Source organism: Bifidobacterium sp. CP2 (assembly GCF_018555635.1).
GTDB lineage: Bacteria > Actinomycetota > Actinomycetes > Actinomycetales > Bifidobacteriaceae > Bifidobacterium > Bifidobacterium saguinibicoloris.
Map to the genome: position 1 here is coordinate 13789 of NZ_JAFEJX010000009.1, position 11469 is coordinate 25257.

Consider the following 11469-nt stretch of genomic DNA (forward strand, 5'->3'; position numbering starts at 1 on the left):
GTATCCTATGGGCGAGTATAACCAGCATTCCAGCCGCGGCCCACGGCCACGGCGCAGAAGAAAGGATCGCGCGATGGCCCAGGATTATGATTCCCCCCGCAACAAGGACGAGGACGAGGAATCGCTGCAGGCCCTGGGCAAGGGCTCCCAGAACTCCTCGAGCGACATCGACGACGATGAGAACGCCATCGCCGAGGACTACGAGCTGCCCGGCGCCGACCTGAGCAACGAGGACTCCTCCGTGACGGTCATCCCCATGCAGGGCGACGAATTCATCTGCTCCGAATGCTTCCTCGTCAAGCACCGCAGCCAGCTCGCCTACATGACCGACGACGGCCAGCCCGTGTGCCAGGAGTGCGCCGCCTGATGACCTTCGACCCCACGTACAACGAGCCCGAGAACACCGAGGTCCTCGTCAAGGCCATCGACCCGGACCAGCCCGCCGAGCTCGCGCAGCTGTTCTACGCCCACGCCGGGGACGCCGGCGCCGACCTCAGGGCCGCCGAGGCGTTCGAACTCAAGCCGTTCCAGCGCGCGCTCGTGCCCACCGGCGTCGCCATCGCCTTGCCTGCCGGATACGTGGGGCTTGTGCACCCGCGCAGCGGCCTGGCCGTCAAACAGGGCGTCACCGTGCTCAACGCGCCCGGCACCATCGACGCCGGCTACCGCGGCGAGATCAAGGTGCCGCTCATCAATCTCGACCCGGAGCATACCGCGCGCTTCGCAGTGGGGGACCGCATCGCGCAGCTGGTCATCCAACGCTACGTGGAGGCCCGGTTCGTCCCCGCCACGGCGCTGCCCGGATCGGACAGGGCCGAACGTGGATTCGGCTCCACCGGAGTGGCATAGCACGCGCTAGGATACGCGTAGAACGCGCCGCCGACCCGCATCCGCATACGGCATGGCGGCGCATGGACCAAGGGAGGTGGCATATGGCGGACGGTGACATGACGTTCGATTCCGCACGAAAGCTCGGGTGCGAGGTCAGCACGGATCCGATCAACCCGCTGCTGCCCATCATGCAGGCCTGCCGAGTCCACCACCCGGACGAGGACCTGACCATCCTCGAACGCGCCTACCGGCGCGCGGTCATCCAGCATTCCGCGCAACGCCGCAAATCCGGCGAACCGTACATCATCCACCCGCTCGCCGTGGCGCAGATCCTCGCCGATCTCGGCATGGGGCCGCTGGTCGTCGCCGCCGGCCTCCTGCACGACACCGTGGAGGACACCGACTACACGCTCGACGAATGCCGCGCCGAATTCGGCGACACCGTCACCGGCCTGGTGGACGGCGTCACCAAGCTCTCCAAGATGGAATACGGCGACTCCGCGCAGGCCGAGACCATCCGCAAGATGGTCGTCGCCATGAGTCGCGACGTGCGCGTCCTCGTTGTCAAGCTCGCCGACCGCGTCCACAACGCCCGCACCTGGCGGTACGTGAAGACCTCCAGCGCCGTCAAGAAGGCGCACGAGACGCTCGACGTGTACGCGCCGCTCGCCAACAGGCTCGGCATGAACGCCATCAAGACGGAGCTCGAGGAGCTGAGCTTCAAGGTCATCTACCCGAAGATCTACAACGAGATTGTCGTGCTCGTGGCCCGCAGGGCCGGCCAGCGCGAGGTCTACCTCAAGCAGATCCTCGCCGAGATCAACGAGGACCTCGACGCCCAGCACATCAAGGCGTACGTGACCGGCCGCCCGAAGGACTACTTCTCCATCTACCAGAAGATGATCGTGCGCGGCCACGATTTCGCCAACATCTACGACCTGGTGGGCGTGCGCATCATCGTCGACTCCATCCAGGACTGCTATGCGGCGCTCGGCGCCGTGCACGCGCGATGGAACCCGGTGCCCGGCCGGTTCAAGGACTACATCGCCATGCCGAAGCTCAACATGTACCAGAGCCTGCACACCACCGTGGTGGGTCCCGGCGGCAAGCCCGTGGAGATTCAGATCCGCACGTGGGACATGCACCGCCGCGCCGAATTCGGCATCGCCGCGCACTGGAAGTACAAGGAGAACGGGCAGGCCGGACGTGCGCTGAGCTCGCCGGACAAGTCCGACCGCAAGCGCGAAGGCTCCGAGAACCAGGAGCTCAGCGAGGCCGACAACCTCAAATGGATCCAGCAGCTCGCCGACTGGACCAGCGAGACCCCGGACTCCAACGAGTTCCTCGGCTCCCTCAAGGAGGACCTCGGCTCCGCCGAAGTATACGTGTTCACCCCGAAGGGCAAGATCATCTCCCTGCCCGCGGCCGCCACGCCCATCGACTTCGCATACGCGGTGCACACCGAGGTGGGACACCGCACCATGGGCGCCCGCGTCAACGGACGGCTCGTGCCGCTCGACACCAAGCTCGACAACGGCGACACCGTGGAGATCCTCACCTCCAAATCCGACACCGCCGGCCCCTCGCGCGACTGGCTGAGCTTCGCGAAAAGCCCCAAGGCACGCAACAAGATCCGCCAATGGTTCTCCAAGGAACGCCGCTCCGAGGCCATCGAGGAGGGCCGTGACGAACTGACCCGCGCTATGCGCAAGCGCAGCCTGCCCATCAACACGCTGCTCACCCCCGAAGCGCTCATCGGCGTGGCCGACGAACTCAACTTCCCCAACGCGGACAGCCTGTTCGCCGCCATCGGCGACGGACAGATCTCCACCCAGAACGTCATCTCGCATCTCGTCAAGGACGCGGGCGCCGATGAAGTGGACGAGGAGATCGAACAGGAGGTCCTGCCGCTCAAGCCCGTCGAAAGCCGGCAGAAGGCGCACAGCTCCACCGGCGTGTCCGTCAAGGGCGTGGGCGACGTGTGGATCAAGCTCGCCCGCTGCTGCATGCCCGTGCCCGGCGACAAGATCATCGGCTTCATCACCCGCAACCAGGGCGTCTCCGTGCACCGCACCGACTGCCAGAACATGATTGAACTGCAGCGCCGCCAGCCGGAACGCGTGGTCGAGGTGGAATGGACCAGCACCAAGGGCGTGTTCATGGTCAAGATCCAGGTGGAGGCGCTCGACCGCCGCAACCTGCTGTCCGACGTGACCCGCGTGCTCTCCGACCACGGCGTGAACATCATCTCCGGATCCATCTCCACCGGCTCCGACCGTGTGGCCACCAGCCAGTTCAGCTTCGAGATGGCCGATCCGCAGCACCTCAACACGCTGCTCGCCGCTGTGCGCAAGATCGACGGCGTGTTCGACGTGTACCGCATCACCGGCGCGAAGGACTCCGCCGAGCCGCGTCTGCGCAGGATGAAGTAGGTTCCGCCGAGTCCTGCGTCGGTCTTGCGTCGGCCTTGCGCCGGTCTTGCGCCGGCGGGTGGTTTGCACGCCCTATAAGCAACGTCGATTACCACGCCGCGCGGTTCCCCTTCCCATGCCGCTATAGTGGCGTTTCGTCGGGGGACGGCACATGCCGTCCACCACGGAACGAATGAGAGAGGAACACATCATGCGCTTCACCAAGACCGCCGCGGCCGCGCTGGCCGCCGTCACCCTCGCCGCCTTCGGCCTCGCCGGATGCGGCAACACCTCCGGCGCCGCCAGCCAGGAGAACGACAAGACCATCACCGTGGCCGCCAGCCCCACCCCGCACGCCGAGATCCTCAACAAGGCCGTCAAGCCGCTGCTCGAGAAGGACGGCTACAAGCTCGAGGTCAAGGAGTTCACCGACTACGTGCAGCCGAACACCGCCACCGAGGATGGCGAGGTCGACGCCAACTACTTCCAGCACAAGCCCTACCTCGACAACTTCAACAAGGAGAAGGGCACCCACCTGGTGTCCGTCGAGACCGTCCACTTCGAGCCGTTCGGCCTGTACCCGGGCAAGACCAAGTCCCTCGACGCCCTCCAGGACGGTGCCGTCGTGGCCGTCCCGAACGACGCCACCAACGAGGCCCGCGCCCTCCTGCTCCTGCAGGACGCCGGCCTGATCAAGCTCAAGAACCCGGAGGACATCAACTCCACGCCGAAGGACATCACCTCCAACCCGAAGAACCTGCAGTTCAAGGAGCTCGAGGCAGCCGTCGTCCCGACCGTCATCAAGGACGTGGACATCGCCGCCCTCAACGGCAACTACGCCATCCAGGCCGGCTTCGACGTGACCAAGGACGCCCTGCAGATCGAGAAGGCCGACGGCCTCGCCGCCAAGACCTACGCGAACATCCTGGTCGTCAAGGAAGGCAACGAGAACACCGCCAAGACCAAGGAGCTCAAGAAGGCCCTCAACTCCAGCGAGGTGCGCGACTACATCAACGACACCTACAAGGGCGCCGTCGTCCCGGTCTTCTGATCCGGAAAGCCCACGGACGAGACATGCCATCCGATACAATGCCGCACGGCACGGGCGCACGCCCGACGTGCGGCATCGCCGTTTCCGGCATGCGGCCCGATTCCATGACAACCATACGGTAAGGAACACTCGATGATCCAATTCGAGCATATGAAGAAAAGCTACGGCGTTGGTGCGGACGCCCACGAGGTGCTGCACGACGTCGACTTCACCATCCACGACGGCGAGGTGTTCGGTATCCTCGGCTCCTCCGGTGCCGGCAAATCCACGCTGGTGCGCACCATCAACCTGCTGGAGCGCCCCACCGGCGGCCGCATCCTCATCGACGGCGTCGACATCACCAACGCTACCGGCAAGGAGCTCAAGGCGCTGCGCGCGAAGATCGGCATGATCTTCCAGAACTTCAACCTGTTCCAGCAGCGCACCGTGCTGCGCAACATCACGTTCCCGCTGGAGCTCGCGCACAAGCCGAAGGCGCAGCGCGTCGCGCGCGCCGAACGCCTCCTCAAGCTCGTCGGCCTCGAGGAGTACGCGGACCGCTATCCGAGCCAGCTCTCCGGCGGCCAGCAGCAGCGCGTCGCCATCGCGCGCGCCCTCGCCAACGAGCCGAAGATCATGCTGTGCGACGAGGCCACCAGCGCCCTCGACTCCACCACCACCGTGCAGATCCTCGACCTGCTGCGACGCATCAACCGCGAGCTCGGCGTGACGCTCGTCATCATCACGCACTCCCTCTCCGTGGCGCGCAACATCTGCGACCGCGTCGCGATGATCGACGGCGGCGACATCGTCGAGATGGGCGAGACCGCGGAGCTGTTCGCCAACCCGAAGAGCGACATCCTCAAGACGCTCATCGCCAGCGCGGAGGAACAGAACGGACGTGAGGAAGACGAGAACGGGGAGGTGCGCTGACCATGGGATCGACCATCAGCCAATTCATCGCCGACTACGGCGAGCTGCTGCTCGAAGGCACGCGTGACACGCTCGTCATGACGGGCGTTTCCACGCTGCTCGCCTACGTGATCGGCGTGCCGCTGGGCGTGCTGCTGACCATCACCGGCGAAGGCTCCATCCACCCGCAGAAGGCCGTCAACACCGTGCTCGGCTGGATCGTGAACATCGGACGTTCCATCCCGTTCATCATCCTGCTCGTCGCGATCATTCCGTTCACCCGCCTCATCGTCGGCACGTCGCTCGGCGTGGAAGGCGCCATGGTGCCGCTCGTCATCTCCGCGGCGCCGTTCGTCGCCCGCATGGTAGAGCAGTCCCTCGCCGAAGTGGACGGCGGCCTCATCGAGGCGGCGCAGAGCTTCGGCGCGACCGGCTGGCAGATCGTCACCAAGGTGCTGCTCGTCGAAAGCCTGCCGTCCCTGGTGCGCGGCGCGGCCATCACGTTCATCAACCTGTTCGGATACTCCGCGATGGCCGGCACCGTCGGCGCTGGCGGTCTGGGCGACATCGCCATCCGCTACGGCTATCAGCGCTACGAGTACGACGTGATGATCGCCGCCGTGGTGCTGAGCGTCATCCTCGTGCAGATCATCCAGTCGTTCGGCGACTGGTTCGCGCGACGCATCGACCATCACGCGCGCTGACCGGGACGGCCTATTCCGGGACGGGCCGATAGACGGATGCTGTCCGGTCCGTGCCCCGTTTACGGATATCCGGTTCGATGGCCCGCGTCCCCTCCCGCACGTCGTGCGGGAGGGGACGCGGGCCATCGCCGTCTTGCGGCTTCGCCTCGCCGGTTCCGGCGGTGTGTCCGATGTGCGGCTGATGTGTGTCTGCCGTGCGGCGAACGGGATCGGGACGCGATGAGTGGCACCGGAACGAGGATGGGGGCTGTCGTTGAGTTCCGGCCCGTGCTTGGTTGGGCCGGAACGACGTGTGCGGGTGATTCCGCGTTCCGGGTTCTTGATTTGTGGTCCCGGAGTGAGAACGAGGGCCTCGGTTGCGTTCCGGACCAGGGACGGTTGGTCCGGAACGCGGATGCGGCTCGATTTCGCGTTCCGGGCTTGAGCCATGGATGGCTGAATCGTAGTGGGGCAAAAGTAGCGGCCGCAAGTCGTAGGACTTGCGGCCGCTCAATACCAAGGAGACAGTACCATGAACTACGTCTCTTATGAGCGTGCAGCGTGGTCAGATGCTGCAGCTCAACAGCCAGAATACCATGCCGTGGCGGTCGTGCCATTCCGTGTTATTCCGCAACATCCGTGTCGCCGCCCAACGGCGAAACGCCCGCGCCTGGCATGCGTCGATGCGCCGACGCCGGGGCCATCGCCGTCTTGCGGCTATGACACACTCATGACCTATGAGCACTATCATCATGCACACCTCCGAAGGTGACATCACCATCAACCTGTTCGACGACAAGGCCCCGGAGACGGTCAAGAACTTCCTCGGCCTCGCCACCGGCGAGAAGGAGTGGACCGACCCGATGACCGGCCAGCCCTCCCACGAGCCGTTCTACGACGGTCTCACCTTCCACCGCATCATCAAGGACTTCATGATTCAGGGCGGCTGCCCGCTCGGCACCGGCACCGGCGGCCCCGGCTACGATTTCGACGACGAGATCGACCCGTCCCTGAAGTTCGACCACCCGTACCTGCTCGCCATGGCGAACGCCGGTCTGCGTCGCGGCATGGACGGCAAGGTCCACGGCACCAACGGCTCCCAGTTCTTCATCACCACCGTGCCCACCCCGTGGCTCGACGGCCACCACACCATCTTCGGCGAGGTCGCCGACGACTCCTCCAAGGCCGTGGTCGACAAGCTCGAGGCGCTGCCCACCGACCGTATGGACCGTCCTACCGAGCCGGCCGGCATCCTGTCCGTCGAAGTGGTCAAGTGACCCGATTCCGCACGCCGACGGCTTCGGCGGCGTCCTATGCGTGAGGCGGCCCTTCCCGATGGGGGAGGGCCGCCTCACACGTTTCCGCACGCGTTCCGATGCGTGCGCGTCCGATGCGTACGCATCCGATGTCCGTCCGTCACGGCGTATCCGCCGTGCGTCCGCCCGCGTCCGTCACAGCACGCCGAAATGTTCCAGCGCGTGCAGCACGCCGTCATGGTCGACGTCGTCGGTGACGTAGTCGGCCGCGCGTTTCGGCTCCTCGGAGGCGTTGCCCATCGCCACGCCGATGCCGGCGAACGCGAGCATCGTCGTGTCGTTGCCGCCGTCGCCGAACGCCATGACCTGTTCGCGCGTCCAGCCGTAATGGCGCATGAACCGTTCGATGCCGCGCGGCTTGCCGCCGTCCGCCGGGATGAGGTCGACGAAGTTCGGATGCCACCGCACGCCCTGGATGTTGCGGCACAGGGAGACGATCTCCGCCTGCGTCGCCTCGTCCACGTACGGGCTGATCTGGAACGTCTCGTGTTCGAGCGGGCGCGTGTGCGGGTCGTCCAGATTCACCTTCGGCGCGGTCTTGCCGAGTTGGCGCCACGTCTCGCGCAATGCGTCGTTGATCCGGTTGAAGTATACGTAGTCCGATTCGCAGTAGTTCGCCACCACGTCCGGGTGCGCGTCCAGCCATGTGGTGATGGTGCGGATGTCGTCCATGTCGAGCGGCTGCTTTTCGAGGAAGCCGTGGTCGTCGCAGCAGTACTGGCCGTTGAGGCCCACGATGCCGTCGAACGTGATCGGGATCGTGTCGAGCACGACGGTCATGTGGCTCGGCGCACGTCCCGAGCAGATGAACACCTTGACGCCCTTGGCCTGCAGCCGGTGCAGCGCGACGATCGTCGAGTCGGGGACGACATGCGTGACGAAGCTCGTCAACGTGCCGTCGATGTCGAAGAACACGCCTTTGATATCCGAACCTGCGACAGCCACGACGCACCTCCGTTTTCCATCGTCCATATGTCTGCCGCCTCCCAGTCTACAGGTCGGCGGACCGGGCCGGCGCATCCCCGATGCGCGGCGTACTGTAGGAGGCATGAGCGAACACATCGAAACCGATTCCAGCCTCATCGACATCCGCCACTACCTGCACGCCCACCCCGAACGCAGCTTCAAGGAGACCGACACCAGCATCTACCTGGCCGACCAACTGCGCGCCCACGGCGTGGAGATCCTCGAGAACCCGTTGGAGACCGGCGTCGTCGGCCTCATCCGCGGCGAGGGCGGGCAGGGCCCGCGCGTCGCGCTGCGCGCCGACATCGACGGCCTGCCCATCGTGGAGGACACCGGGCTGCCGTTCGCTTCCGTCAACCAGGGCGTCATGCACGGGTGCGGCCACGACCTGCACATGACCGGCCTGCTCGGCGCCGCGTTCTGGCTGGCCGACCATCGCGACCGGTTCGCCGGATCCGTCAAGATCCTCTTCCAGCCGAGCGAGGAGACCGGCCAAGGCGCCCGCGCGATGATCGAGGCGGGGCTGCTCGACGACGTGGACGCCATCATCGGCACGCACAACAACCCCAACTATGCGCCCGGCGAGATCGCGGTGGGCGTCGAGCCGATGATGGCCGGTTGCGTGCGCTTCCAAGTCACGCTCCACGCGGACGGCACGCACGCCGGATACCCACACAAGGGCACCGGGCCCATCGAGGCGATGGCCGCCATGGTGCTCGAGCTGCAGACCATCGTCAGCCGGAACGTCAACGCGCTCCATCCGCTCGTCCTGTCCGTCACCGAGGTGCACGGCGGCCGCGTGTGGAACGTCGTGCCTGCGGAATCCGGCTTCCAGGGCACCGTGCGCTACTTCCACAAGGAGGACAGCCTGCTCGCCGAACGCCGGTTCAGGGCGATCGTCTCCCATACGGCCGAGGCGTTCGGCATCACGGCCGACGTGGAATGGGACGACTTCCAGGACCCCGTCGTCTCCGACGCGCCGCTGGCGCGCGCCGTCGCCGAGGACGTGCGCGACTACGCGCGGCTCGAGCCGATCCGTCCCTCGATGGCGGGGGAGGACTTCTGCGAGTTCGCCGACGTGACGCGCTCCGTGTTCGCGTTCGTCGGCTCGAACGGCAAGGAGGGATGCGCCGACTGGCACAGCCCGCGTTTCGTGGGATTGGACGCGTCCATCCCCACGTTCGTGGAGTTCTACGTGAACGCCGCCCTGCGCGTCCTGGACGAACTGCGCTGAACCGCGCCAGACGCCGGGCGCACTACACTGGAGGACCATGACACAGATTCGTTTCGCACTCGCACAGATCGACACGTGCGTCGGCGCGCTCGACGCCAACGCGGACAAGGTGCTCGACTACTCCCGCAAGGCGGCCCGCGGCGACGCGCAGGTCGTCGTCTTCCCCGAGATGACCCTCACCGGATACCCGATCGAGGATCTCGCGCTGCGTCGCACCTTCCGTCAGGCCGCTTGGGACAAGGCGAACGAACTGGCGTCCGCCCTCAAACGCGACGGTCTCGGCGGACTGTACGTGGTCGTCGGTACCGTCGGCACGGACCATGCCACGGACAAGCCGTACAACCGCCTCGTCGTACTGCACGAGGGCGTCGTCTGGGCCGGCTACGACAAGCACTTCCTGCCCAACTACGGCGTCTTCGACGAATTCCGCATCTTCAAGGCGGGCGAACGCTCCGTCGTGCTCGACGTCGACGGCGTGCGCCTCGGCGTGGCCATCTGCGAGGACATCTGGCAGGACGGCGGCCCCGTGGCCGAACTCGCCGGACGCGACATCGACGCGCTCGTCACCATCAACGGCTCCCCGTACGAGGAAGGCAAGACCGACGTGCGCACCGAACTCGCACGTCGACGCGCCGCCGAGGTCGGCGCCCCCCTCCTCTACGTGAACCAGGTGGGCGGCCAGGACGACCTCGTCTTCGACGGCGGCAGCTTCGTGGTGGACGCCACGGGCGAACTGCTCGAACGCAGCCCCATGTTCATGGAGGACTTGTCCTATTGGACGCTGGACAGCGAGCACATCCACCAGGCGAAGACCACCATCGCTCCGGCGCCGGACCCGGACGAGGAGGTGTACACCGCCTGCGTGCTCGGCCTCAAGGACTACATGGTGAAGAACCGGTTCACCGGCGTCACGCTCGGCCTGTCCGGCGGCATCGACTCCGCGCTCGTCGCGGCGATGGCGGCGGACGCCGTCGGCGGCGGCAACGTGCACGGCATCTCCATGCCGTCCATGTATTCCTCCGACGGTTCCAAGGACGACGCCGCGGACCTCGCGACGAACATCAGCGCCCACTACGACGTCCAGCCCATCGAACCGCTGTTCGACGCCTACCAGCGGCAGCTGCACCTCGACGGCGTGGCCGCCGAGAACCTGCAGGCGCGCATCCGCGGCGTCATCGTCATGGCCTACTCCAACTCCAAGGGGCTGCTCGCCGTGGCCACCGGCAACAAGTCCGAGCTCGCCTGCGGCTACTCCACGATCTACGGCGACGCGGTGGGCGGCTACGCGCCCATCAAGGACCTGCTCAAGACCCGCGTGTGGGAGCTCGCCCGCTGGCGCAACAAGGCGGCTGCCGCGGGCGTCGGCATCGGCGGCCTGAAGGTCGTCGGCAACGAGGAGGGCAACCCCGGCGTCCCGCTCAAGGACGGCGTGATGATCCCCGTCTCCTCCATCGAGAAGGCGCCGAGTGCCGAACTGCGCCCCGGACAGAAGGATTCCGATTCGCTGCCCGAATACGCGCTGCTGGACAAGGTGCTCGCCGCGTACATCGAGCATGCGCACGGACGCGCCGACCTGCTCGCCGACGGCTTCGACGAGGCGACGGTCGACACCGTGATGAGGCTCGTGGACCGGGCCGAATGGAAGCGCCGCCAGTATCCGCTCGGGCCGAAGGTCACGGCGCTGGCGTTCGGACGCGACCGTCGTCTGCCCATCACCAACGCGTTCCGCGAATAACCCGATCGAACGGGGCGGACGCGACCGGATGCCCGTTTCGGCCGCGCCCGCACGCATCAAGGAAGGGAAGGAAGCCGATCATGACCGACGGCAAGCAGTGGTATTTCAACATCCGCACGGGGGAGCCGGAGCTCGGCCCCCAATCGCCGATCGAGCAGCGCATGGGGCCGTACCGCAGCCGCGAGGACGCGCTCGACGCGTGGAAGATTTTCCAGGATCGGGAAACCCTGTGGAAGGAGCAGGACCGTCAGTGGAACCTGCGCTGGGGTGACGACGGACGCTGATGGCATCGTCCAGGGCGCCTTACGGGCCGTGTCAAGCGGTTCGCAAGGCGCCCTAGCCGTTTCCGGG

Annotated in this window: 11 protein-coding genes; 10 read left to right on the forward strand and 1 reads right to left on the reverse strand. The window is 66.2% G+C overall.

Annotated elements, in window-relative coordinates; all coding sequences use genetic code 11:
* Positions 1-73 precede the first annotated feature (73 nt).
* From JS531_RS07770 to JS531_RS07800, 7 genes are all read left to right on the forward strand, one after another.
* Positions 74-367 (forward strand): DUF4193 domain-containing protein, encoded by a 294-nt coding sequence (locus tag JS531_RS07770; protein ID WP_034530006.1) that lies wholly within the window; start codon positions 74-76, stop codon positions 365-367.
* A complete protein-coding gene (gene dut / locus JS531_RS07775) occupies positions 367-849 on the forward strand; it encodes a dUTP diphosphatase (RefSeq protein WP_214314795.1) in 483 nt (160 codons plus the stop codon). The genes JS531_RS07770 and dut overlap by 1 nt, the downstream gene beginning before the upstream one ends.
* Before the next feature lie 83 nt (positions 850-932).
* Positions 933-3263 carry a bifunctional (p)ppGpp synthetase/guanosine-3',5'-bis(diphosphate) 3'-pyrophosphohydrolase gene (locus JS531_RS07780; RefSeq protein WP_214314797.1) on the forward strand — a complete coding sequence of 777 codons (2331 nt, stop codon included), beginning with the start codon at positions 933-935 and terminating at the stop codon, positions 3261-3263.
* 190 nt (positions 3264-3453) lie between these two features.
* Positions 3454-4293, forward strand: a complete 840-nt coding sequence (locus JS531_RS07785) for a MetQ/NlpA family ABC transporter substrate-binding protein (RefSeq protein ID WP_214314981.1) — start codon at positions 3454-3456, stop codon at positions 4291-4293.
* 132 nt (positions 4294-4425) lie between these two features.
* Positions 4426-5205, forward strand: coding sequence for an ATP-binding cassette domain-containing protein (locus tag JS531_RS07790; protein ID WP_214314799.1), 780 nt, complete (start codon positions 4426-4428; stop codon positions 5203-5205).
* A 2-nt stretch (positions 5206-5207) separates the two neighbouring features.
* Positions 5208-5888, forward strand: a complete 681-nt coding sequence (locus JS531_RS07795) for a methionine ABC transporter permease (RefSeq protein ID WP_214314801.1) — start codon at positions 5208-5210, stop codon at positions 5886-5888.
* A 716-nt stretch (positions 5889-6604) separates the two neighbouring features.
* On the forward strand, positions 6605-7144 hold the full coding sequence (locus JS531_RS07800; RefSeq protein ID WP_214314803.1) for a peptidylprolyl isomerase: 540 nt from the start codon (positions 6605-6607) through the stop codon (positions 7142-7144).
* Between the two features lie 174 nt (positions 7145-7318).
* Here the strand turns inward: JS531_RS07800 and JS531_RS07805 are convergent, their stop codons facing one another.
* Positions 7319-8128 (reverse strand): Cof-type HAD-IIB family hydrolase, encoded by an 810-nt coding sequence (locus JS531_RS07805; protein ID WP_346427772.1) that lies wholly within the window; start codon positions 8126-8128, stop codon positions 7319-7321.
* Positions 8129-8231: 103 nt separating this feature from the next.
* Here JS531_RS07805 and JS531_RS07810 point away from each other — a divergent pair, with 103 nt between their 5' ends.
* From JS531_RS07810 to JS531_RS07820, 3 genes are all read left to right on the forward strand, one after another.
* Complete coding sequence (locus JS531_RS07810) at positions 8232-9383, forward strand: amidohydrolase (protein ID WP_214314807.1); 1152 nt, start codon at positions 8232-8234, stop codon at positions 9381-9383.
* A gap of 37 nt (positions 9384-9420) precedes the next feature.
* Positions 9421-11118 carry an NAD+ synthase gene (locus tag JS531_RS07815; RefSeq protein ID WP_214314809.1) on the forward strand — a complete coding sequence of 566 codons (1698 nt, stop codon included), beginning with the start codon at positions 9421-9423 and terminating at the stop codon, positions 11116-11118.
* 80 nt (positions 11119-11198) lie between these two features.
* On the forward strand, positions 11199-11402 hold the full coding sequence (locus JS531_RS07820) for a hypothetical protein (RefSeq protein ID WP_214314812.1): 204 nt from the start codon (positions 11199-11201) through the stop codon (positions 11400-11402).
* Positions 11403-11469 lie beyond the last annotated feature (67 nt).

Coding starts and splice junctions, on each gene's coding strand:
- JS531_RS07815 (WP_214314809.1), top strand. CDS start 9,421: ATGACACAGATTCGTTTCGCACTCGCACAGATCGACACGTGCGTCGGC.
- JS531_RS07810 (WP_214314807.1), top strand. CDS start 8,232: ATGAGCGAACACATCGAAACCGATTCCAGCCTCATCGACATCCGCCAC.
- JS531_RS07790 (WP_214314799.1), top strand. CDS start 4,426: ATGATCCAATTCGAGCATATGAAGAAAAGCTACGGCGTTGGTGCGGAC.
- JS531_RS07820 (WP_214314812.1), top strand. CDS start 11,199: ATGACCGACGGCAAGCAGTGGTATTTCAACATCCGCACGGGGGAGCCG.
- JS531_RS07770 (WP_034530006.1), top strand. CDS start 74: ATGGCCCAGGATTATGATTCCCCCCGCAACAAGGACGAGGACGAGGAA.
- JS531_RS07780 (WP_214314797.1), top strand. CDS start 933: ATGGCGGACGGTGACATGACGTTCGATTCCGCACGAAAGCTCGGGTGC.
- JS531_RS07800 (WP_214314803.1), top strand. CDS start 6,605: ATGAGCACTATCATCATGCACACCTCCGAAGGTGACATCACCATCAAC.
- JS531_RS07795 (WP_214314801.1), top strand. CDS start 5,208: ATGGGATCGACCATCAGCCAATTCATCGCCGACTACGGCGAGCTGCTG.
- dut (WP_214314795.1), top strand. CDS start 367: ATGACCTTCGACCCCACGTACAACGAGCCCGAGAACACCGAGGTCCTC.
- JS531_RS07785 (WP_214314981.1), top strand. CDS start 3,454: ATGCGCTTCACCAAGACCGCCGCGGCCGCGCTGGCCGCCGTCACCCTC.